The organism is Actinomadura sp. RB99, assembly GCF_014706005.1.
GTDB lineage: Bacteria > Actinomycetota > Actinomycetes > Streptosporangiales > Streptosporangiaceae > Spirillospora.
Genome location: NZ_JABMCA010000055.1, coordinates 39,305 through 61,192 on the forward strand (window position 1 = coordinate 39,305; position 21,888 = coordinate 61,192).

A 21,888-nucleotide genomic window follows, 5' to 3' on the forward strand; every position below is an offset into this window, starting at 1 on the left:
ATCTTTAGTCCAAGTATTTTCGGCTCAAGCTATTTGGAGCGGGTGTGGCGGCAGGGCACGGTGCCGTGTTGCGCGTGGGCCTCCTCGGGCACGGCGCGATCGGGTCGAACGTGGCGGAGGCGCTGCGCCGGGGCGTGGTCCCCGGAGCGGTGCTCGGCGGCGTCCTCACGCGCGGGCGCACCGCGTCCCCGGCGGCCGTGCGCGACCTGCCGGACCTGCTCGCCTCCGCCGACGTGGTGGTGGAGGCCGCGGGCCAGCGGGCGCTGCGCGAGCACGGGCCGGCGGTGCTCGCCGCCGGCCGCGACCTGCTCGCGGTGTCCGTCGGCGCGCTGGCCGACGAGGCGTTCTTCCGCGAGCTCACCCGGCCCGCCGGCGCGGCGCGCTCCGGCCGGCTGCTGATCTGCCCGGGCGCGCTGGGCGGCCTCGACGTCGTCCGCGCGGCGGCGCTCGCCGGGCCGCTGGCGAGCGTCCGGCTCACCTCGTCCAAGGCGCCGGCCTCGCTGGTCCAGCCCTGGATGGACGAGGAGACGGCGGAACGGCTGCGGTCGCTGCGCCCGGGGGACGACCCCGTGACCGTCTTCGACGGGGACGCCCGCGAGGCCGCGGCGCGCTTCCCGCGCAACGCCAACGTGGCGGCGACGCTGGCGCTGGCCGCCGGTGACCGCGCGGCCGTGCGCGTCCGCCTCGTCGCGGCCCCCGATACCCGCCTGACCAGGCACGTCGTCGAGTTCACCGGGCCGCTGGGCGAGTACCGCTTCGAGCTCGCGAACCTCCCCGACCCCGGCAACCCGGCGACCAGCGGCCTCGTCGCCCCCGCGGTGCTGAGGTCGCTGGCCGACCTCGTCCCCGGCGTCGCGTGGCGGGTCGCGTGAACCGGCCCGCGAAGGTCCGCGGCATCGCGGTGCACGACGCGGGCGGCGACGCGCCGCCCGTCCTGTGCCTGCACGGCATCGGCTCCAGCGGCTCCGGATTCGGCGCGCTGAGCCGCCTGCTCGCCGGACGGCTGCGCCTCATCGCCTGGGACGCGCCCGGCTACGCCGCGTCCGACGACCCGCCCGGCGCCCCCGGCACGGACGGCTACGCCGACGCCGCCGCCGGTGTCCTCGACGCCCTCGGGATCGCCCGCGCGAGCGTCCTCGGCACGTCCTGGGGCGGGGTGATCGCGACCCGGTTCGCGCTGCGCCACCCGGACCGGCTGGACGCCCTCGTCCTCGCCGACTCCACCCGCGGCTCCGGCACCGCGCCCGCGAAGGCCGCGGCCATGCGGGCGCGCGCCGCCGAGCTGGCCGAGCGCGGCCCGGCGGAGTTCGCCCGCGCCCGCGCGCCGCGGCTGCTCTCCCCGGGCGCATCGCCCGCGGACGTCGCGCGCGTCGCCGAGGCCATGGCCGCCGCGATCCGCCTGCCCGGCTACGGCCACGCGGCCGAGTCGATGGCCGCCACCGACCACGGCGACGCGTTCGCCCGGATCACCGCCCCGACCCTCGTGCTCGTGGGCGAGCACGACGCGGTCTGCCCGCCGGCGGAGAGCCGGCTAATCGCGGCCTCCGTGCCCGGTGCCCGGTACGCCGAGATCCCCGGGGCCGGCCACCTGGCCCACCAGGAGCGGCCCGAGGCGTTCGCCGACGCCGTGCGCGACTTCCTTCTTCCCCGTTCACAAGCAGAGGAGAACCCTTCATGACCGAGAAGACCGCCACCGACCTGGACCAGCTCATCGACTCCTGCATCGCGAGCCGCGAGAGCCGCTACGAGGACTGGGACACGCTCGCCTTCCAGGCCAAGGCCGGGGACGAGTTCCGCCGCGCCCAGATCCGCTACATCGGGTCCGGCGCGACGGGGAACCACGAGACCGACGCGCGGATCCTGCCGTCCGAGCACTTCACGTTCTCGAACATGCGGCTCCCCGTCGGCGGCGTCGGCCCGGAGCACACCCACCACGACGTGGAGGAGGTCTTCTTCGTCCTGGAGGGCGAGCTGGAGGTCTCCGTGCACGACGTCGAGGACGGCACCCGGACGGCCAGCCGCGTGCTCGGCTACCGCGACCTCATCCGGGTCCCGGCGGGCGTGCCGCGGAGCCTGCGCAACGTCGGCGAGGGCGAGGCGCTGTTCTGCGTGGTCATCGGCACGCAGAAGCCGCAGCTGCCGACCTACCCGCCGACCTCCCCGATGCACGGCGTCACGCGCGGTTGAGCGTCCGGGCAGGTCCCGGTCCCGGAAGCCCTCCGGGACCGGGACCTTTCCTTTGGAGAGGGCCGCCGCGCAATCGAAGAACGACGAACGGCGCCGGGACCGATGTCGGTCCCGGCGCCGTCGTGTGGTCGAGCGTTATGCGGCGTGCAAGCGCCTCACGGGACGAGGACGAACTTGCGCCCGGCCCCCGCCATGGACTGCGCGTAGGCGTCGGCGCCCTGCTCCAGCGGGACCGCGGTGGCGCGGACGGCGTCCGCGATGCCCACCCCGCCGAGCAGCACGGCGGCGGCGAGCTCGTCCTGGTAGCGCCGGACGGGCGTCGCGCCGGAGCTGACCGTGATGGCCTTGGACCAGATGCCGCCGAGCCAGACGCCCAGGGGCGGCCGCGCACCGGGGGCGCCCGCCGGGTACACGCCCGCGACGGAGATGGCGCCGCCGTGGCGCACCACCCCGATGATGTCGTTGAGCGCCGCCGCGACGGGGGTCCGGCCGTCCGCTCCGGCCGCCGCCACCGTCGCGTCGGAGACGCCGACGCAGTCGATGCCCGCGTCCACGTACGGGACGCCGACGGTCTCGGCGACGATCTCGGCCGGTTCGCCGGACGCCAGGTCCGCGGCGGCGAACCCGGCGTCGCGGGCGTGCGCGAGCCGCTCGGCGTTGAGGTCGCCGACGATCACGGCGGCGGCGCCGAGCATCCGGCACGCGACCGCCGAGGCGAGGCCGACCGGCCCGGCCCCGGCGACGTAGACGGTGGAGCCGGGGCCGACGCCGGCGGAGCGGGCCGCGTGGTAGCCGGTGGGCAGGATGTCGCCGATCATGGCGACGTCCAGCAGCCGCTCGCGGGCGCGGTCGGCGTCGGCGAAGACGTGCAGGTTGAAGTCCGCGTACGGGACCAGCGCGTACTCGGCCTGCATGCCGGCCCATCCGCCGAAGCCTTCGCCCATCCCGTAGGTGGCTCCGGGCCGGGCCGGGTTCGTGCGCAGGCAGTGCCCGGTGCGCCCGGCCCGGCAGTTCGCGCACCGCCCGCAGGCGACGTTGAACGGCACCGAGCACACGTCGCCGACCCTGACGCGCTCCACGTCCCGGCCCGTCTCGACGACGACGCCGGTCAGCTCGTGCCCGAGGACCATGCCCTCGGCGGCGCCCGGCCCGTGCAGCGTGTGCAGGTCGGACCCGCAGACGCAGGTCGCCAGCGTCCGCACGATCACGCCGTGGTCGCAGCGGCGCGGCAGCACGCCGGGCGCCGCCCGGGTCTCCAGGGCGGGCATCGGCGCCTCGCCCACCACCGCGCGTCCGGGCCCGGCGTACACGACGGCGCGCTGCGTCCCGTTCGGGGACGCTCCCCCGCCGGACGCTCCCCCGCCGGACGGTCCGGCGCCGGTCACAGCGGCGCCGGTCACAGCGAGCCCGACGCCTCGTGCGAGCGCCCGCCGCGCTTGCCCGGCAGCAGGACCCGCTCCAGCACCTCCACGAGGACGAACAGCACGAACCCGATCACCGTCAGCCAGGCGATCGAGGCGAACACCGTCAGGCTGTCCATGTCGCCGCGGGCGGTGATGAGCAGGACGCCGAGGCCCTTGTCGGCGCCGACGAACTCGGCCACCACCGCGCCGACGACGGCGAGGGTGATGCCGACCTTGACGCCCGCGAAGATGCTCGGCAGGGCCCACGGCCAGCGGATCTTCCAGAACGCCTGCCAGCGGCTCGCGCCCATCGACCGGACCAGCATCAGGCTCTCCGGGCGGGCCGCCTTGAAGCCGACGAGCGAGTCGATGACCACCGGGAAGAAGCAGATCAGCGCGACCATCAGCACCTTCGGCAGCTGGCCGAAGCCGAACCAGATGATGAACAGCGGCGCGATCGCCACCTTCGGCACCACCTGCGCGATGATCAGCAGCGGGTAGATCGCGCGCCGCGCGACGCCGCTGTAGACCATGGCGACCGCGATGGGCAGCGCGACCACCACGGCCAGCGCGAACCCGGCGAAGATCGCCACGATGGTCGGCACGGACTGGTCGGCGAACGTGCCGAAGTCGCCGAACATCTTCCCCACGACGTCGCCGGGCGCGGGGAGCACGTACTCCTCCACCGCCCCGGATGCGCAGACGGCCTGCCACACCGCGACGATGATCGCGACCAGGATCAGCGGCAGGACCCAGTCGGCGGCCCGGGACTCCAGGAACCGCTTCCCCGCCGGACGCCGGGCCGCCGGCACCTGGGCGGCGGGCCGCTCCGGGGCGGGCGGCGTCGCCCCGCCGCCCGCCGGTCCCGGCCCCTGCCCTGTCCTCTTTCGGGCGTGCTTGGACCGCACCGTGCCGCTCACTTGGGCTCCTCCCTCAGGACGCCGAGGTTCTCGAAGACGCCGCGGATCTCGCCGACGAGGTCGGCGAACTCCCGGCCGGTCCGCGCGCTCAGGTGCCGCGGGCGCTCCAGCGGCACCCGGAACTCGGCGGCGATGCGGGCCGGGCGCGGCGAGAACACCAGCACCCGGTCGGCGAGGAAGACGGCCTCGTCGATGCTGTGGGTGACGAAGACGACCGTCTTGCGGCGCTCCATCCACATCCGCTGCAGGTCGATCTGGATCTGGTCGCGGGTGAGGGCGTCGAGCGCGCCGAACGGCTCGTCCATCACCAGGATCTGCGGGTCGTGCAGCAGCGCCCGGCACAGCGCCACGCGCTGCTGCATGCCGCCGGACAGCTCGTCGGGGTAGGAGTCCTCGAACCCGCCGAGGCCGACCTGCCCGAGCAGTTCGCGGGCGCGCCGCTCGGCCTCCTGCCGGGGCGCGCGGCGGATCTCGCTCTGCAGCAGGACGTTCTGCAGCGCCGTCCGCCAGGGCAGCAGCTCCGCGCCCTGGAAGACGAACCCGAGGTCGGTGTAGGGCTTGAGGACCGGTTCGCCCTGCACCCGCACCTGGCCGGTGGACGGCTGGGTCAGCCCGGCGAGGGCCATCAGCAGGGTGCTCTTGCCGCAGCCGCTCGGCCCGACGATGGCGAGGAACTCGCCGCGCTCCAGCTCGAAGGACATCTCGCTGACCGCGGTGACCGCGTCGAAGGACTTGGTGAACCGGTCGAACTCGATGAAGGGGGCGGTCGCGCCGGCCATCGGCTACTTCCCTCCGAACGCGTCGGAGCAGCCGGACAGGAAGGCGTTGCTCGCGGCGTCCGCCGGGGTGATCTTGCCGGGGTCGACGCCGCCGTACTGCTCCATCACCCGGATAGTGCTCTTCCAGTCGTCGGCGGAGGTGCAGCCGAACGGCTGGCCCTTCGTCCGGTCGGTGGTGAGCAGCTTCGCGGACGCCTGCCACTGCTGCTTGACGACCTCCTTGGAGAGGCTGGTCGTCTTCACGAACGAGAAGAAGGACTCCACCGCCGCGTCGGTGTCGGCGTCGGTCGTCTGCACCGCCTCGGCCGTCGCGGCGAGGAACTTGCGGAGCGTGCCGGCGTCGCCGTCGGCGAACTTCTTCGAGGTGACGATGCCGGAGCTGAGCACGTCGAGACCGGAGTCGGCGTAGCCGAGGACGGTCAGGTCGCACTTGCACTTGACCTTCATGTTCGGCTCGGTGACGTTGAGGAGCCCGAAGGTGAACTGCGTCTTGCCCTGGACGAACAGGCTGTCGCGGGTCGGCACGTCGACCTTGTTGAGCTTGACCGAGTCCGGGTCGAGGCCGGTGGCCTTGGCGAACGCGGGGAAGACCGTCTCGGGCGCGGAGCCGGCGGTGAACCCGGCGGTCTTGCCCGCCAGGTCCTTGGCGCCGGTGATGCCGGAGTCCTTGCGGGCGAAGACGGCCAGCGGCGACTTCTGCACCATCCCGGCGACCATCTTCACCGGCATGTGCTTGCCGACGGCCTGCACCAGCGCGCCGGCGTCGGCGTAGCCGATGTCGTCCGAGCCGTTGGCGACCGTCTGCAGGGTGGTCGCCGACCCCTTCCCCGGGTTGAGCGTGACGTTGAGGCCGTGCTTGGCGTAGATGCCCTTCTGCACGCCCACGATGAGGGGCAGGACGGCGCCGGTGTAGAAGACGTCGGTGCGGACGGTGACCTTCGTGCGTCCGGAGGCGTCCTTCTCCGGCTTCGAGTCCCCGCATGCCGAGAGGGCGAGTGCCGCCGTCAGCGCCAGTGCGGCGCCGGAAAGGGCCCGGCGGCCCCGGCGGCTCCGGCGGGCCGTGCGGACCGCGGCGAAAGCTATGTGCATCGTGACCTCGTGTGAAAGCTGGCTCGGCGGCGCGGGCTGGGGGCCGTCCGTGGCGGTGCGCGGCCGTCCGAGCGGTGTCCCGCCGGGGGCTCGGCGGCAGGTGGTTCGCCCCGAAGTATCTGGGACCTAAATTACTTGTGTCAAGATATCTTGGTTCCGCTATTGTTTCGGACGGCTCACGGATCCGCCCCACTCATCACACGGACGGTGCAATGGACGACGGTGCAACGGACACGGTCGGGAAGGCATTGGACGACTGGCGCCGGGAGCGTCCGGACCTCGACCCCTCGCCGATCGGCGTCTTCGGCCGCCTCCGCCACGTCGCCGAACTCTCCCGCCAGGAGCTCGAGGCGTTCCTCGCCCCGTACGACCTGACGCCGAAGTCCTTCGACGTGCTGGCCAACCTGCGCCGCGGCGGCCCGCCCTACCGCAAGACGCCCTCCGAGCTCGCCGAGTCCTCGCTGCTGTCCAGCGGCGCGATGACCGGCCGGCTGGACGCGCTCGAACGGCAGGGCCTCATCCGGCGCAGCCCCCACCCGAACGACCGGCGGGTGATGTTCGCCGAGCTGACGCAGGTCGGCCTCGGCCTCATCGACGACGTGTTCGCCCGCCACCTGGCGAACGAGGAGACCCTGCTCGCCGGGCTGACGGCGGAGCAGCGCGCGCGGGTCATCGACGGCCTGCTCCTGCTGCAGCGGTCCATCGAGTCCGCCGTCGCCGGCCGTGCCGTCGCCCCGCCGCGCCGCCCGCGCCGCTCGTCCCGCAACTCCGTCTGACGTCCGGGAGGCGCCGTTCCTCACGAGGCCCTGCCCCTCACGAGGCCCAGCTCCTCATGAGGCCCAGCTCCTCATGAGGCCCAGGGGAGCGGCTCCTCCGCCAGGTCCCAGTAGACGCTCTTCTGCCGCGCGTAGGCGAGGATCCCCTCGCGGCCCTTCTCGCGGCCGATCCCGCTGGCCTTCATGCCGCCGAACGGCGTCGAGATGCTGAACTGCTTGTAGGTGTTGATCCAGACCGTGCCCGCCTCGATCCGGCGGGCGACGCGCCAGGCCCGCCGGTAGTCGCGCGTCCAGATCCCGCAGGCCAGCCCGTACACCGAGGCGTTGGCCTGCGCGATCAGGTCGTCCTCGTCCTCGAACGGCAGCGCCGCGAGCACGGGGCCGAAGATCTCCTCCTGGCACGTGGCCTAGCCGTTCGGCAGCCCGTCCAGGACCGTCGGCAGGTAGTAGGCGCCCCGCGACCACGCGTCGCCCTCCGGCGCCCGCCCGCCGCACAGCACCCGCGCCCCTTCCGCGCGGGCCCGGTCGACCATCCCGGCGACCCGGTCCCGGTGAGCGTGCGTCACCAGCGGCGCGACCTGCGTCGCCGGGTCGGTCCCCGGCCCGACGCGGAGCCGCCCGGCGCGCGCCACGAGCTCGTCCACGACCTGCCGGTACACCGAGGAGTGGACGAAGACGCGCGAGCCGGCGATGCAGCTCTGCCCGGACGAGGAGAAGACGCCGAACAGCAGGCCCGCGATGGTCCGCTCCAGGTCGGCGTCGGGGAACACGATCGTCGGGGACTTCCCGCCCAGCTCCAGCGAGACCGGCATGATCTTCTCCGCGGCCGCCGCGCCGATGGCGCGCCCGGTAGCGGTGCCGCCGGTGAACGACACCTTGCCGACGCCGGGGTGCCGGACGATCGCGTCGCCGGTGACGCCGCCCGGTCCGGGCAGGACCGACAGCAGGCCCGCCGGCAGCCCGGCCTCCTCGACCACCCGGCCGAGGGCGAGCGCCACCAGCGGGGTCCACTCGGCCGGCTTCAGCACGACCGCGTTGCCCGCCGCGAGCGCCGGGGCGATCTTCTGCGCGTCGCTGGCGATCGGCGAGTTCCACGGGGTGATGGCGCCGACCACGCCGATCGGCTCGTGCACGCTCATGCTCAGGTAGGGCCCGCGCGAGGGCGTGAGGTCCCCCTCCAGCGTCTCCAGCGCCGCCGCGAAGTAGCGGAACGTGGCCTGCGCGCTGTGCACCAGCGCGCGGGTCTCGTTGATCGACTTGCCGGTGTCGCGCGTCTGGAGCGCCGCGAGCCGCTCGGCCGAGCCGGCGATCCCGTCGGCGATCCGGACGAGGTACCGGGCGCGCTCGTGCGGCAGCAGGTCGCGCCAGGCGGGGTCGGCCGCCGCGGCGGCGCCGGCCCGCACCGCCTCGTCCACGTCGGCGGCGTCCGCGCCGTGCAGGCGGGCGATCACCGTCCCGTCCAGGGGGCTGAGCGAGGCGAACTCCGCCCCGGACCCGCGCCGCCAGACCCCGCCGACCAGGATCTCGTCCGCACCGCCAGCGTCCATCGCCTCGGCCCTCCCCTGTCCGTAGATAGCTTGGAGCAAAGATATCAAGAACCCAGCTTTTCCGGGGTATTGCGCCCGGACTCTTTCTGAATCTAATGTCAGCTTCATTCTCGGCACGGATCGGAGCTGGCATGTGCGACGGGCAGGCGGACGGGACGGCGGCGGCACGGCCGTCGCGGCGGGCGGTCATCGGATCGGCGGCGGTGGCGGGGATGGCCGCCCTCGGCGCGGTCGGCGCCCCGGGCCGGGCGCTCGCGGCGCCGGCGCGGCCCGACCGCGGCCCGTCGGACGCGCGGACGAGGCTGGTGCTGCTCGGCACGGCGGGCGGGCCGGTGCCGATCGCGGAGCGGTTCGGGATCTCCAGCGCGGTGGTGGTCGGCGACCGGACGTACCTGTTCGACGCCGGGCGGGGGTCCGTCAGCCAGTACGTGCGGGCGGGGCTGCCGCTGAAGTCGCTGCGGGCCGTCTTCGTGACGCACCTGCACGCCGACCACACGGCCGACCTGTTCAACTACCTGATGCTAGCGCAGGCGAGCCCGGACGGTGACGCGCTGGTGCCGCCGGTGCGGGTGCTCGGGCCGGGCCCGGCCGGAGCGATGGGGCCGCCGTTCGCGGGGCCGCGCCCCGTCCCGAACGTCAACCCGGACGACCCCACGCCGGGCCTGAAGGACCTGATCAACGGCAGCCTCGCCGCGAACGCCTACACGTTCAACATCTACGGGCGGGAGGGGGCGACGCCGCTCCACCCGGAGTCGATCCTGGACCTCACCGAGATCGACGTGTCCCGGACGGGCGCGGACCCGCTGAAGGACCGCGCCCCGCGCATCCGCCCGTTCACGGTGTTCGAGGACGACCGGATCCGCGTGCAGGCGACGCTCGGCGCGCACGGCCTGGTGTTCCCCGCGTTCGGGTTCCGGTGCGAGACGCCGGACGGCGTGATCGCCTTCTCCGGCGACACCGGCTACCACGAGAACATCATCGAGCTGGCGCACGGCAGCGACGTCCTCGTCCACGAGGCCGTCAGCGTGGACTACTACAAGGACAAGAACCAGAACGAGGCGTTCATCGAGCACCTGAAGGAGGCGCACACCGACGTCACCCAGGTCGGGGACGTGGCGCGGCTGGCGGGCGCCGGGAAGCTCGTCCTCAGCCATCTCGGCCCGGCGAAGCCGAGCATGGTGCCGGACCGCGTCTGGTACCAGGGCGCCCGCAAGTCGTACCGGGGGCCGGTGGTCGTCGGGAACGACCTGGTGACCGTCCCGCTGCCGCGAAAGCGGGGCTGACGTCGTGGAACGATCCATCGAGCGCCTCGCGGACGAGTTCATCGCCGCCGTCGAGGCCGGGGACCTGGACGCCATCCGCACGTCCCTCTACGCCCCGGACGCGGAGATCTGGCACAACACCGACGACAAGGTGATCGGCCCGGACGAGAACCTGCGGGTGCTGAGCTGGCTCACCGCCACCCTCCGCGACATGCGGTACACCGAGATCCGGCGCCGGCTCACGCCCGACGGGTACGTCCAGCAGCACGTCCTGCGGGGTGTCGTACCGGACGGTACGGAGCTGACGCTGCGGGCCTGCTTCATCGTGACGGTGAAGGACGACCGCATCACCCGCCTGGACGAGTACATGGACCCGACCCAGAGCCGCTGCCTGGACCCGTACCGCCCCGCCCGCTGAGCGGTGGCGTGTCAGGAGCCCCAGGCCAGGGGGAGGGTGTCCAGGCCCAGGACGAGGCTGGCGTGCTCGGTGGGGCGGGCGCCGTCGGGGACGCGGTAGTGAGGGATGCGGCGGTGCCACTCCTCCACGGCGACGCGCAGTTCCAGGCGGGCCAGGTGCGAGCCGAGGCAGCGGTGCGGTCCGGCGCCGAAGGCGATGTGCCGGTTGGGCGTGCGGTCGAAGTCGACGGTCCGCGGGTCGGGGAACGCGCGGGGATCGCGGTTGGCCATCGCGAGCGGCAGCATGACCATGTCGCCCGCGCCCATGGGGCAGCCGTGGGACGCGGCGTCCGTGACGCGTTTGCGGGCGGGCAGCACCAGGGAGTAGGCGCGCAGCAGTTCCTCGACGGCGTCCGGGACGATGCCGGGATCCGCCGTGATCCGGGCCCGGTCGGCGTCGTGGCGGGCGAGGTGCCAGAACGAGTACGACAGCTGCGCGGCGACGGTGTCGAGCCCGGCCAGGAACAGCAGGGTGCACAGTTGCAGCAGCTCGTCGTCGGTGACGGGCCTGCCGTCCGGCTCGAACGCGAGCGCGGCGCTGACGACGTCGTCGCGCGGGTCCCGCCGCCGCTCGGCGATCAGCTCCTTGAAGAGGGCCGCCACGCTCCCCATGGCCTCGGCGCGCCCGCCCTCGGCCGGCGGCGCGTGCAGGATCGCGTACTCCCACCGCAGGAACTCCTCCAGCCGGTCGACCGGGAGGCCCATGAACTCCAGGAAGACGGCCGTCGGGTAGCGGCGGGCGAAGTCCGTGACGAAGTCGCACTCCCCCGGCCGGCCAGCGCGTCGATCAGTTCGCCGCACCGCCGTCGGACGCCGTCCTCCATCGCGGCGGCGCGGGCGGGGGTGAACAGCGGGCGCAGCAGCCGCCGCCAGGTGGTGTGCTCGGGCGGGTCCAGCATGACCGGGATCCACCGGTAGGACGGGTCCGGGTCGGTGACGGCGATGGCCCGGCTGGAGTGCGACGCGGTGTCCTGGTAGGCGGCGAGGATGTCGGCGTACCGGGTCAGCACCCAGAACCCGTGCCGGGCGCCGCTGTGGAAGGCCGGGCAGCGCTCGCGGAGCTCGTCCAGCATCGCGTGGGTGGTCCCGGCCGGGCGGGGCTCGCCGAACGGGTCGAAGTCGATCCGAGGATGGCTCATGGCACTCCCGCTCGCCGCGCGCGGCCCGGCGGCCGCACGCTGGCGATCATAGGTTCCGGGGGCGCCCCCGGCTGGGATCCCCCGTTTCGGACGCGCTCAAATCCCGGGGCGGCCGGTCGGCATCCAGGGCGGGCGGGTGCGCTCGTAGGCGGTGACGGCCTCGTCGCGGGCGAGCGTCAGGTCGATCTCGTCGAGGCCGTGGACGAGCCGGTGGTGCGCGGACGCGTCCAGCTCGAAGGGCGCGTCGCAGACGCCGTCGCAGCGGACGGTCCGCCCGGCGACGTCCACGACGATCTCGGTCGCGGGGTCGGCCGTCACCGCGGCGAGCAGGGCGGCGACGACGGCGGGCGCCGCCCGCACCGGGACGAGGCCGCTGTTGGGCAGGTTGCCGCGGAAGATGTCGGCGAAGCTCGGCGCGATGATCGCGCGGAAGCCGTGGTCGCGCAGCGCCCACGGGGCGTGCTCGCGGGACGAGCCGCACCCGAAGTTCGGGCCGCTGACCAGGATCGTCGCGCCCCGGTACGCCGGGTCGTTCAGCACGAACGCGGGGTCGCGGCGCCACTTCTCGAACAGCCCGGCGGCGTACCCGGTGCGCTCGACGCGCTTCATCCAGCGGGCCGGGATGATCTGGTCGGTGTCGACGTCGGACCGGTCGAGCGGGACGGCCCTTCCGGCGACCCGCGTGACGGGTTCCATCAGCGCACCTCCCCGAGGTCGGCGGCGCTCGCGAGGTGCCCGAGGACGGCCGACGCGGCGGCGGACCCGGGCGAGACGAGGTGGGTGCGCGCGCCGGGTCCCTGGCGGCTCTCGAAGTTGCGGTTCGACGTGGACGCGCTGTGCGCGCCGGGCTCGACGAGGTCGCCGTTCATCCCGACGCACATCGAGCAGCCGGAGGAGCGCCACTCGAACCCGGCGGCGCGGAACACCTCGTCCAGGCCCTCCTCCTCGGCCTGCCGCTTCACCCGGGTGGAGCCGGGGACGGCGAGCGCCCGGACGGACGGCGCGACGCGGCGCCCGCGCAGCACCTCGGCGGCGGCGCGCAGGTCGGCGAGGCGCCCGTTGGTGCAGGAGCCGATGAAGACGGTGGAGACGGCGATGTCGCGGAGGGCGGTGCCGGGGGCGAGGTCCATGTAGGCGAGGGCGCGTTCGGCGGCCGCCCGCTCGGCGGGGTCGGCGAGAGAGGCCGGGTCGGGGACGGTGCCGTCGATGCCGGTCGTCTGGGCCGGGTTGGTGCCCCAGCTCGCCTGCGGGCCGATGCCCGCCGCGTCGATGACGGCCTCGCGGTCGAAGGCGGTGCCGTCGTCGGTGCGGAGGGTGCGCCAGTCGTCCAGGGCGCGTTCCCAGAGCCGGCCGCGCGGGGAGCGCTCGCGGCCCTCCAGGTAGGCGAACGTGGTGTCGTCGGGGGCGATCATGCCGCTGCGCGCGCCGGACTCGATGGCCATGTTGCACACGGTCATGCGGCCCTCCATCGGCAGAGCGGCGATCGCGTCGCCGCGGTATTCGATGAGGGTCCCGGTGCCGCCGGCGGTGCCGACGCGGGCGGTGATCGCGAGGGCGAGGTCCTTGGCGGACGTGCCGGGACGGGGCGTCCCGCGCACCGTGACGGCCATGGTGCGGGGCCGGGGCATCCAGAGCGTCTGGGTGGCGAGGACGTGCTCGACCTGGCTCGTCCCGATGCCGAACGCGACCGCGCCGAACGCGCCGAGGGTGGCGGTGTGGCTGTCGCCGCAGACGATCGTCATGCCGGGCTGGGTCAGGCCCAGCTCGGGGCCGATGACGTGCACGACGCCCTGGCCGGGCGAGCCGAGCGGGTGCAGTTCGATGCCGTGCCGCGCGCAGTTCTCCTGCTGGACGCGCAACTGCCGGGCGGCGAGACCGTCGAGCAGGGACAGCGGGTCGGGCCCGGTGGGGACGTTGTGGTCGGCGGTCGCCACCGCGAGGTCGGGCCGCCGGACGGGACGTCCCGCGATCCGCAGCCCCTCGAACGCCTGCGGCGAGGTCAGCTCGTGCAGCAGGTGCATGTCGATGTAGAGGAGGTCGGAGTCGCCGCGTTCGATGACGTGGCGGTCCCAGACCTTGTCGGCGAGCGCGGTCACGAGTCCGCTCCCTGGACGACGTTCTCCAGCGGCGCCCCGGACGCGAGGCGGCGCGCGTTGGCGGCGGCGATGGCCACGCAGCGCTCCAGCGTCTCGCCGGTCAGCCACGCGACGTGCGGCTGCACGACCACGTTGTCCAAGGCCAGCAGCGGGTTCGCCGGGTCGGCGGGTTCGGTCGCGAACACGTCGAGCCCCGCCGCGCCGAGCCGGCCGGTGCGGAGCGCCTCGACCAGCGCCGCCTCGTCGACGACGCCGCCGCGCGAGGTGTTGACGAGGATCGCGCCCGGCCTCATCCGGGCGAGCCGGCCGGCGTCGATGAGCCGTTCGGTGCCCGGGGTCAGCGGCAGGTGCAGCGAGACGATGTCGGACGCGGCGAGGAGCTCGTCCAGCGGCCGCCAGGACGGGTCGGCGGCCGTGCCGGACGGGCTGTGCCACAGCACGGTCGCGCCGAGCGCGGTGAGCGGCGCCTCCAGCCGCCGCGCGACCGCGCCGTGCCCGACCAGGCCGACGACGCGCCCGCCGATCTCCCCGACCCGGTCGGCCAGCGCGGTGTCGAGCGGCCAGCCGCGCCCGGCGCGGGTGGCGGCGTCCAGCGGGACGATCCGGCGCAGCGCGGCGAGCATCAGCGCCAGCGCGGCCTCCGCGACGGCGGGCGCGTTCGCGCCGGCCATGTTCGCGACGGTCATGCCCCGCGCGCGGGCCGCGTCCAGGTCGATGGTGTTGACGCCCGAGCCGAGCTTCTGGATCAGCCGGAGACCGGGGGCGCGGCCGAGGTCGTCCGCCGTGATCGGGCGCAGCACGTGCCACAGGACGTCGGTCCCGGGCAGCAGCGCGGCGAACCGGTCCTCGTCGTCCTCGGCGCACCAGCGCACGTCGAGGCCGTCGAGGAGGGGGTCGAGACGGGCGCGCAGCGCGGGCGTCGGCGCGAGGTGGCACAGGACGCGGGGCGTCACGGTGCGAGTCCCGGCCCGAGCCCGGCGCGTCCGGCGTAGCGGGCGGCGCCGCCGAGTTCCTCCTCGACGCGGAGCATCTCGTTCCACTTGGCGGTGCGCTCGCCGCGCGCCGACGACCCGACCTTGAAGCCGCCGCTGCCCCAGCCGACCGCGAGGTGCACGATCGTGACGTCCTCGGTCTCGCCGGACCGGGCCGACACGATCGCGCCGAGGCCGCTCTCGGCGGCGGCGTCCAGCGCGGCGCGCGCGCGAGTGAGCGTGCCCGCCTGGTTCGGCTTGACCAGCACGGTGTTGGCGGTGCGCCGGGCGGCGGCGGCGCGGACGCGGTCGGCGTCGGTGACGAGGAAGTCGTCGCCGACGATCTGGATCCGGTCGCCGGCCGCCTTGGTGATGAGCGCCATGCCGTCGGGGTCGTCCTCGGCGAACGGGTCCTCGACCGACACGATCGGGAACCGGTCGAGCCAGCCGAGCAGCACCTCGCCCCAGCCGTCGCGGTCGTACTCGCGGCCCTCGCGGGCCAGCCGGTACGTGCCGCCGGAGCCGAACTGGGTCGCGGCGACGTCGATCGCGATGCCGACGTCGGCGCCGGGCGTGAGGCCCGCGCCCTCGATCGCGGCGACGAGGGCCTCGAGGGCCTCGGCGTTGGAGTCGAACGCGGGCCACCAGCCGCCCTCGTCGGCGGTCCCGGCGAGCCGTCCGCGCTCGTCCAGCCACCGGCCCGCGCTGCGGTGGATCTCGGCGGCCCAGTCCAGCGCCTGCGCGAACGAGCCCGCCGCGAGCGGGACGACCAGCAGGTCCTGGAGGTCGAGGCGGCCGTGGGCGTGCGCGCCGCCGCCGAACACCTGGATCTCCGGGAGCGGCAGCCGCGTCGCCGCCGGGTCGAGGTGCCGCCACAGCGGTACGCCTCGGGACGCGGCGGCGGCGTGCGCGACGGCCATCGAGGTGGCGACCGCCGCGTTCCCGCCGATCCGGGAGAAGCCGGGCGTGCCGTCGAGCTCTTCGAGGCGGTGGTCGACGGCGGCCTGGGCGGTGGCGTCCATGCCGGCCAGCGCCTCGGCGATGTCGCCGTTGACGGCCGCGACCGCGCGGGTCACGTCGTGCCCGCCGAACGCGGCGCCGCCGTCGCGCAGGTCGACCGCCTCGCCGGACCCGGTCGACGCGCCCGCGGGGGCGAGGGCGCGCCCGGTGCCGGACGCGGTGCGGACCACGACCTCGACGGTCGGCCGGGCGCGCGAGTCCCAGCGGCGGTGGCCGGTGACGGAGACGATCTCGGTGCTCATGCGGGTTCTCCGGGGGTGTCGGTGAGGTCGAGCCAGCGGGCGGTCAGGTCGGCGAACCCGTCCGGCGGCCGCTCGACCAGGCGGGCGGCGGCGTGCCGGACGGTCCGGCGGGCGTCCGCGCCGAGGTACTCGACCGGGGACAGGCCGTCGACGCGGGCCAGCGCCAGCGCGGGCAGCAGCCGCGCGGCCCGCGCCTCCAGTCCCCCGGCCGGCTCCCAGTCCGCGCCGTCGAGGTAGGCGGCGGCCAGTGCGCGCGCGGCGTCGATGTAGCGGGCGCGCCCGGCGGGCCGCCAGACGGCCTTGAGCAGCAGGTGGTTCGCGCAGAACGCCAGGTCGAAGGCGGGGTCGCCGGGGCTCGCGCACTCGGCGTCGAGCAGCACCGGACCGTCCGGGCCGAGCAGGATGTTCTTCGGGCTGACGTCCCCGTGGATCACCGTGATCGCGGCGGACGCGAGCCCCCCGGCCAGTGCCTCGATGTGCGGCGCGAGCCGGGGGTGCGCGCGCGCCGTCGCGGCCAGGTACGGGTCGATCCGCAGCGTCGCGAACAGCTCCCGCGCGGGCTCCCACTCGGACAGGGGCCGCCCGCGCGCGGCGCCGGAGTGCAGGATGGCGAGCCGTCGCCCGACCTCGGCCGCCACCGGCACGTCGACGTCGCCCGCGGCGAGCCGCTCCTTCCACACCCTGTGGACGGATGGGTCGAGCCATTCGAGGACCAGGACCCCGCCGTCCGCGTCGTAGCCGAGCGGACGGCACGCCGCGCCGGGCAGCAGCTCGGCGGCCAGCGCCAGCCAGCGCGCCTCCCACCCGGACCGCTCGGTCGGCGCCCGCCAGTCGCCCTCCACCTTCAGCCGCGGCAGCGCGCGCTTCGCGCAGACCGGTCCGTCCGGCAGGTCGACCCGCCACACGTCCGACGAGACGCCGCCGGTCAGCGGCTCGCCGCGCACCGGGCCCGGGCCCGCGAGGCCGAGCCGCCGCAGCCCGGCGGCGATCTCCGCGGGGACCTCCGCCGTCATCGGAAGCGCTTGCCGAGCCACGACGCGATCAGGTCGGCGAGGCCGTCGCGCGCACCGTCCGGCGTGAGGAAGTAGTGGTCGCCGGACAGGTCGTGGCGCTCCTTGTCCTCCGCCGCGAGCGCGTCGTACATCGCGGCGGCGTCGCTCGGGAACACGCCGGTGTCGGCGTCGGCGTTGACGACCAGCGACGGGACGGTGATGCGGGCGAGGTGCGGGTGCGCGCGGGTCTGCGAGTCGTCCAGGCTCCACAGGTTCAGCCAGGTGCGCAGCGTGCAGGCGGCGGCGATCCCGAACACCGACCGGTTGGCGCGCTCCGGCTTCCCCGGGTAGCAGCTGTTCGGGCGCCGGTTCGTCGGCTCGATCGACGGGTCCACCATGCGCGGATCGGCCCAGGTGCGGAACACGCTGAACGGCCGGTCGTGGTACCCGGCGGCGGACAGCCGGGCCAGCTCGTCCTTCACCCAGGCCGTGATGCGCCAGTTCCGGGCCTCCTGCGCGGCGCGGTACCGGGCGAGGAACTCGGCGCTGTACGGCGGGCCGTTCTCGGGGTCGAACAGGTCGAGGGACGGGTCGGTCGCGAGCGGGTCGGACTCGTCGGTGACCGACGCGTCCATCCAGGACGTGAGCACGTCGGGACGGCCGAGGTGCGCGGCGACGGAGATGTACGCGTCGCCGGCGGGCAGGTCGTCGACGCCGACCGCGAGGCGCAGGCCCGGCAGCGCGGTGACGTTCGGCTCGACGGCCTGCGACTGGTACGCCGCCATCAGCGAGCCGCCGCCGGAGTTGCCGAGCAGCACGACGGTCTCGGCGCCCGCGACCTCGCGCAGCCACCGCACCCCCACGCCGATGTCGACGAGCGCGTGGTCCAGCAGGAAGTGGCTCTCGTCGCCGCGGAACCGGGTGTTCCAGCCGAGGAACCCGAACCCGCGCTCGGCCAGGTACTCGGCGAGGTAGTGCTCGGAGAAGTCGATCTGGTAGTGCGTCGCGATGAAGGCGATCTTCGGCTTCGTCCCGGCGCGCCGGTGGTAGAGGCCCTGGCAGGGGTGGCCGCCCGCGCCGGCCCGCCCGATCACCGGGGAGGGGAGGCCCACGAAGGTGCGTTCGATCGTCATGCTGCTCCGTCCTGTCGTGCGGTGCCCTGGGGTGCGGGTGCGGTGCCCTGTCGAGGGTCGCGCCGTGCGGTGGCGGCGTCGAGGGCGCGGCGGAGGTCGCGCGCCCCGGCGGTGATCCAGGCGTCGTAGGAGGTGTAGAGGAACCGGACGCCGAGCGCGGCGAACCGGTCGACCTGGTCGGCGGGGCACAGCGTGCCGGGCGCCGCCGCGCCGGTCGCCGCGATCCGGCCGAGCGCGCCGTCGATGGCGCCCGCGACCTCGGGATGGTCGGGACGGCCCTGGTGCCCCATCGCCTGCGCGAGGTCGTTCGGCGCGACGAAAACGACGTCGATGCCGGGCACGGCGGCGATCTCCTCCGCGTTGCGGAGCGCGCCGGGGTCTTCGAGCTGGACGACGAGGACGGTCTCGTCGTTCTCCTCGTCCAGGAAGCCTGGACGTCCGTACGAGCGGCGGCCTCGCGACACTCCGCGCGCGCCCTGCGGCGCGAACTTGGCGGCTGCGACGAGCCGCCGCGCTTCGTCGGCGGTGCTCACCTGCGGGACGACGATGCCGTGCACGCCGAGGGTCAGCGCGCGCGCCACCAGCGACGGCTCCAGCGTCCGCACCCGGTACATGGCGGCCATGTCCCACAGCTCGCAGGCCCGGCTGAGGTCACCGATACGGTCCCAGGTGACCGCGCCGTGCTCGCCCTCCAGCCACAGCCCGTCGAAGCCGAGCTGCCCGACGAAGTCGGCGGTGTCGGACGACGCGGAGTGCCCGGCCACGACGACCGCGACCTCTCCGCCGGCCAGGGCCCGCTTCACCCGGTTGCCGCGCGCCGGCCCGGTCATCCCACGCTCCTTCCGCCCGCGGGCCAGTAGGCGGCCCGCAGCTCGCGCTTGAGGATCTTGCCGCTGGGGTTGCGGGGCAGGTCGTCCACCACGTCGACCGAGGTCGGGCACTTGTAGTGGGCGAGCCGCTCGCGGCAGAAGGCGATCAGCTCGTCCGGCGCGGGCGGCTCGCCCCGCGCGACGACGAGGGCCTTCACGGTCTCGCCCCAGCGCTCGTGCGGCACCCCGATGACCGCCGCGTCGGCGACGGCGGGATGCGCCATCAGCACGTTCTCGACCTCGACCGGGTACACGTTCTCGCCGCCGGACACGATCATGTCCTTCACCCGGTCGGTGACGAACAGGTAGCCGTCGGCGTCGAGGTGGCCCGCGTCGCCGGTGCGGAACCAGCCGTCCGGGGTCATCGCGGCGGCCTGCTCGGCGGGCCGGTCGCGGTACCCGGCCATCACCATGTCGCTGCGCGTCCAGATCTCGCCGACGCTCCCGGCGGGCAGCGGCTCGCCGGTGGCCGGGTCGCGGACGGACAGCTCGACGCCCTCGACCGCGCGCCCCGCCGACGCCAGCCGGTGCTCGGGCGCGCCGGGGGCGTGGTCGGCGGGGCCGAGGAACGTGATCGGCCCGCACGTCTCGGTGAGGCCGTAGCCCTGGACGAGGTCGCAGCCGAGCAGCTCCCGGGCCTCGACGAGGACGGCCGGCGCGATCGGCGAGCCGCCGTAGATCAGCGTCCGGAGCCGGGAGAAGTCGGTCTCCCGCGCGACCGGGTCGCGGACGAGCATCCGCAGCAGCGCCGGGACGACCAGGGCGTGCGTCACCCGCTCCGACTCCAGCAGCCGCAGCACGCCGGCGGGCACGATGTCGCGGACGTACAGGGCGTGGGCGCCGACGCCGAGGCACAGGAACAGCCAGCCGCTGCCGGAGACGTGGAAGGTGGGCGCGGGCACGAAGACGGTGTCGCCGGGGCCGATCGTCCACGGCGCGGGCTTGGCTAGGTTCGCGGCCACGTTCCGGTTGGCGAGCTGCACGCCCTTCGGGCGGCCGGTCGTGCCGGACGTGTAGAAGAGGAACGCCACGTCGTCGGGCTCGGCGGGCAGGTCGGGATCGTCGGCGTCATGGCCCGCGAGCCACGCGTCCAGCGGGACGGCGGTGCTCTCGACGACCACGTGGGGTTCGGCGCCGTCCGCCGCCGGGAGCCCGAGCAGCGGCAGGAACTCCGGCTCGCACACGACCGCGACGGGCGCGGCGTCGGCGATCACCTCGGCGGTCTCCGGGCGGGACAGCCGCCAGTTCAGCGGGACGCCCATGGCCCTGGCCTTGGACGCCCCGGCCAGGGTCACCGCCCAGGTGGTGGCGTCCCGGCCGAGGAAGGCGACGCGGTCGCCCGGCGCGGCGCCGGCGGCGAGCAGCGCCCGCGCGAGGCGGGAGCTCAGCGCGTCCAGCTCGGCGAACGTCAGCGAGCGGCCGCCACCCGTCGACACCGCCGGGGCGGCCGGGCGCGCCCGCGCCCAGCGCCGGACCATCCCCGCCGGAGATCCGTCCGTCTCCATGCGGCCTCCTCTGCCGAAAATAAACCTGACGTTGGAATCATGTTAGTTTGACAAGCCCCCCGCCCCGTCAGGGGTCGGCCCTGGTCGCGAGCCCGGTCGGCCCGCCCCGGTCGGCCCGCCCGGTCAGCCGTCCTTGCCGTCGGCCTGGTCGTCGGCCCGCCAGTAGATGGCGCGGTACCAGATCTCGCCGAGCGTGCGGATCGCGGCCTCGTCGTCGATGTCGGCGTCCTCGCCCGCGCCGGCGAGCCGGTCGTAGCAGAACTGGTTGAGCATCGCGACGATCGCCGCGGCGGTGAGGCCCGGGTCGACGCCGGGGCAGTAGCCCTCCCGCTGGGCGCGCCGGACGCTCTCCGCGATGCTCTCCACGGCGTCGTCGCACAGCTCGCGCCAGTGCCCCGCGAACTCCTCGTTGATCATGGCGAGCTGGAAGACGCCGACCATCTCGGCGAGCCGCTCGCGATAGGTCATCCAGTGCGCGCGCGCCGACTCCATGACGCGCTCGCGGTGCGGCACGCCGTGCTTGTAGGCGACCACCGCGCGGGCCTTGGCCTCGGCGCGGAAGTCGTCCGCCCAGTGGGCGAGCAGGTCTTCCTTGGAGTCGTAGTAGTTGTAGAACGAGGCGGGCGAGCGGCCGGCCTCCTGCGCTATGTCGGCGACCGTCATCGCGAGGAAGCCCTTGCGGGCGATGATCCGGCGGGCGGCGGCCTCGATCGCGGCGAGCGTCCTGCGCCCGCGCACGGTCGGACGCGTGGTCTGATCCTTCTCCACACCTGAACCTAACACCGGTTTCTCCTCGCACCGTGGCGCCCCGCGTCCCGCCAGGGGGCGCCCTCGGACCTTTACAGCGAGGCCCCCGCGAGGGAGCGTGTAAATCTGACGTTAGCATTAGGTTATTCGCCCATCCGAGGAGTGAGCATGAGCGCAGAGACCGCCGGCGAGGAGCCGGCCTTCCGCATCCGCGGCTTCAACCACGTCGCGCTGGTCTGCTCGGACATGAAGCGCACCGTGGACTTCTACAGCGGCGTCCTCGGCATGAAGCTGATCAAGACCCTGGACCTGCCGGACGGCATGGGCCAGCACTTCTTCTTCGACGCGGGCAACGGCAACTCCCTCGCCTTCTTCTGGTTCCCGGACTCCCCGGAGGCCACGCCCGGCGTCGCCGCGCCGGTGACCGTGCCCGGCTTCGGCGAGTGGACCAGCGGCATCGGCTCGCTCAACCACGTCGCGTTCGACGTCCCGCCCGACATGTTCGAGGAGTACCGGGCCCGGCTGAAGGCCAAGGGCGTGAAGGTCGCGCCGATCGTCAACCACGACGACAGCGAGACCCAGGTGGCCCGCGAGATGCACCCCGGCGTGTACGTCCGGTCCTTCTACTTCCAGGACCCCGACGGCATCTTGCTGGAGTTCGCGTGCTGGCTGCGCGACTTCACGCCCGAGGACGTCGCGCACGAACCGCGCACCGCCGCCGACCGCGACACGCCCCTCAAGGGCTGACGGGGCGC

22 protein-coding genes and 1 pseudogene are annotated in these 21,888 nt (G+C 74.5%); 7 read left to right on the forward strand and 16 right to left on the reverse strand.

Annotation, left to right across the window (positions count from 1 at the left end):
- Nucleotides 1-74 precede the first annotated feature (74 nt).
- The 3 genes from amrb99_RS35495 to amrb99_RS35505 are packed head-to-tail and all read left to right on the forward strand — an operon-like array spanning nucleotide 75 to nucleotide 2,187.
- Nucleotides 75-872 carry an aspartate dehydrogenase domain-containing protein gene (locus tag amrb99_RS35495; RefSeq protein ID WP_190864640.1) on the forward strand — a complete coding sequence of 266 codons (798 nt, stop codon included), beginning with the start codon at nucleotides 75-77 and terminating at the stop codon, nucleotides 870-872.
- Nucleotides 869-1,678: an alpha/beta fold hydrolase gene (locus amrb99_RS35500; RefSeq protein ID WP_190864587.1), complete on the forward strand. Its 810-nt coding sequence runs from the start codon at nucleotides 869-871 to the stop codon at nucleotides 1,676-1,678. The genes amrb99_RS35495 and amrb99_RS35500 overlap by 4 nt, the downstream gene beginning before the upstream one ends.
- Complete coding sequence (locus amrb99_RS35505) at nucleotides 1,675-2,187, forward strand: cupin domain-containing protein (RefSeq protein WP_190864590.1); 513 nt, start codon at nucleotides 1,675-1,677, stop codon at nucleotides 2,185-2,187. Before amrb99_RS35500 ends, amrb99_RS35505 begins: the two co-directional genes overlap by 4 nt.
- A gap of 155 nt (nucleotides 2,188-2,342) precedes the next feature.
- On the opposite strand, the gene amrb99_RS35510 is transcribed toward amrb99_RS35505, so the two are convergent.
- From amrb99_RS35510 to amrb99_RS35525, 4 genes are read right to left on the reverse strand one after another with little or no spacing between them, the layout of a single operon-like run.
- A complete protein-coding gene (locus tag amrb99_RS35510; protein ID WP_206700231.1) occupies nucleotides 2,343-3,587 on the reverse strand; it encodes an alcohol dehydrogenase catalytic domain-containing protein in 1,245 nt (414 codons plus the stop codon).
- Nucleotides 3,584-4,510 carry an ABC transporter permease gene (locus tag amrb99_RS51695; RefSeq protein WP_190864592.1) on the reverse strand — a complete coding sequence of 309 codons (927 nt, stop codon included), beginning with the start codon at nucleotides 4,508-4,510 and terminating at the stop codon, nucleotides 3,584-3,586. The genes amrb99_RS35510 and amrb99_RS51695 overlap by 4 nt, the downstream gene beginning before the upstream one ends.
- On the reverse strand, nucleotides 4,507-5,289 hold the full coding sequence (locus tag amrb99_RS35520) for an ABC transporter ATP-binding protein (RefSeq protein ID WP_190864594.1): 783 nt from the start codon (nucleotides 5,287-5,289) through the stop codon (nucleotides 4,507-4,509). Before amrb99_RS35520 ends, amrb99_RS51695 begins: the two co-directional genes overlap by 4 nt.
- Nucleotides 5,290-5,292: 3 nt before the next feature.
- Complete coding sequence (locus amrb99_RS35525) at nucleotides 5,293-6,378, reverse strand: ABC transporter substrate-binding protein (protein ID WP_190864596.1); 1,086 nt, start codon at nucleotides 6,376-6,378, stop codon at nucleotides 5,293-5,295.
- 212 nt (nucleotides 6,379-6,590) lie between these two features.
- On the opposite strand from amrb99_RS35525, the gene amrb99_RS35530 reads away from it, so the two are divergent.
- Complete coding sequence (locus amrb99_RS35530; protein ID WP_190864598.1) at nucleotides 6,591-7,154, forward strand: MarR family transcriptional regulator; 564 nt, start codon at nucleotides 6,591-6,593, stop codon at nucleotides 7,152-7,154.
- Nucleotides 7,155-7,225: 71 nt separating this feature from the next.
- Here amrb99_RS35530 and amrb99_RS35535 read toward each other — a convergent pair.
- Nucleotides 7,226-8,809: pseudogene (locus tag amrb99_RS35535) on the reverse strand (aldehyde dehydrogenase).
- Between the two features lie 23 nt (nucleotides 8,810-8,832).
- On the opposite strand from amrb99_RS35535, the gene amrb99_RS35540 reads away from it, so the two are divergent.
- On the forward strand, nucleotides 8,833-9,984 hold the full coding sequence (locus tag amrb99_RS35540; protein WP_190864600.1) for an MBL fold metallo-hydrolase: 1,152 nt from the start codon (nucleotides 8,833-8,835) through the stop codon (nucleotides 9,982-9,984).
- Between the two features lie 4 nt (nucleotides 9,985-9,988).
- On the forward strand, nucleotides 9,989-10,381 hold the full coding sequence (locus amrb99_RS35545) for a nuclear transport factor 2 family protein (protein WP_206700232.1): 393 nt from the start codon (nucleotides 9,989-9,991) through the stop codon (nucleotides 10,379-10,381).
- Nucleotides 10,382-10,392: 11 nt separating this feature from the next.
- Here amrb99_RS35545 and amrb99_RS51700 read toward each other — a convergent pair whose 3' ends face one another.
- From amrb99_RS51700 to amrb99_RS35595, 11 genes are all read right to left on the reverse strand, one after another.
- On the reverse strand, nucleotides 10,393-11,031 hold the full coding sequence (locus amrb99_RS51700; RefSeq protein ID WP_241756233.1) for a cytochrome P450: 639 nt from the start codon (nucleotides 11,029-11,031) through the stop codon (nucleotides 10,393-10,395).
- The gene (locus amrb99_RS51705; RefSeq protein ID WP_241756228.1) at nucleotides 10,998-11,558 is read right to left on the reverse strand and encodes a cytochrome P450; all 561 of its coding nucleotides are present in this window, start codon (nucleotides 11,556-11,558) and stop codon (nucleotides 10,998-11,000) included. The genes amrb99_RS51700 and amrb99_RS51705 overlap by 34 nt, the downstream gene beginning before the upstream one ends.
- 96 nt (nucleotides 11,559-11,654) lie before the next feature.
- A complete protein-coding gene (leuD, locus tag amrb99_RS35555; protein WP_190864602.1) occupies nucleotides 11,655-12,254 on the reverse strand; it encodes a 3-isopropylmalate dehydratase small subunit in 600 nt (199 codons plus the stop codon).
- On the reverse strand, nucleotides 12,254-13,654 hold the full coding sequence (gene leuC / locus amrb99_RS35560) for a 3-isopropylmalate dehydratase large subunit (protein WP_347256988.1): 1,401 nt from the start codon (nucleotides 13,652-13,654) through the stop codon (nucleotides 12,254-12,256). The genes leuD and leuC overlap by 1 nt, the downstream gene beginning before the upstream one ends.
- Nucleotides 13,651-14,607 (reverse strand): NAD(P)-dependent oxidoreductase, encoded by a 957-nt coding sequence (locus tag amrb99_RS35565; protein WP_190864604.1) that lies wholly within the window; start codon nucleotides 14,605-14,607, stop codon nucleotides 13,651-13,653. Before amrb99_RS35565 ends, leuC begins: the two co-directional genes overlap by 4 nt.
- Nucleotides 14,604-15,887 (reverse strand): enolase C-terminal domain-like protein, encoded by a 1,284-nt coding sequence (locus amrb99_RS35570; RefSeq protein ID WP_190864606.1) that lies wholly within the window; start codon nucleotides 15,885-15,887, stop codon nucleotides 14,604-14,606. The genes amrb99_RS35565 and amrb99_RS35570 overlap by 4 nt, the downstream gene beginning before the upstream one ends.
- Nucleotides 15,884-16,900 (reverse strand): aminoglycoside phosphotransferase family protein, encoded by a 1,017-nt coding sequence (locus amrb99_RS35575; protein ID WP_190864608.1) that lies wholly within the window; start codon nucleotides 16,898-16,900, stop codon nucleotides 15,884-15,886. Before amrb99_RS35575 ends, amrb99_RS35570 begins: the two co-directional genes overlap by 4 nt.
- Entirely contained in the window at nucleotides 16,897-18,012 is a 1,116-nt protein-coding gene (locus tag amrb99_RS35580) for an alpha/beta hydrolase (protein WP_190864610.1), read from the reverse strand. The genes amrb99_RS35575 and amrb99_RS35580 overlap by 4 nt, the downstream gene beginning before the upstream one ends.
- Nucleotides 18,009-18,842 (reverse strand): aldolase/citrate lyase family protein, encoded by an 834-nt coding sequence (locus amrb99_RS35585; protein ID WP_190864612.1) that lies wholly within the window; start codon nucleotides 18,840-18,842, stop codon nucleotides 18,009-18,011. Before amrb99_RS35585 ends, amrb99_RS35580 begins: the two co-directional genes overlap by 4 nt.
- Complete coding sequence (locus amrb99_RS35590; protein ID WP_190864614.1) at nucleotides 18,839-20,386, reverse strand: long-chain-fatty-acid--CoA ligase; 1,548 nt, start codon at nucleotides 20,384-20,386, stop codon at nucleotides 18,839-18,841. Before amrb99_RS35590 ends, amrb99_RS35585 begins: the two co-directional genes overlap by 4 nt.
- 123 nt (nucleotides 20,387-20,509) lie before the next feature.
- A complete protein-coding gene (locus amrb99_RS35595; RefSeq protein ID WP_190864616.1) occupies nucleotides 20,510-21,154 on the reverse strand; it encodes a TetR family transcriptional regulator in 645 nt (214 codons plus the stop codon).
- A 147-nt stretch (nucleotides 21,155-21,301) separates the two neighbouring features.
- On the opposite strand from amrb99_RS35595, the gene amrb99_RS35600 reads away from it, so the two are divergent.
- Nucleotides 21,302-21,880, forward strand: a complete 579-nt coding sequence (locus amrb99_RS35600; protein WP_190864618.1) for a VOC family protein — start codon at nucleotides 21,302-21,304, stop codon at nucleotides 21,878-21,880.
- The last annotated feature ends 8 nt before the right edge of the window (nucleotides 21,881-21,888 follow it).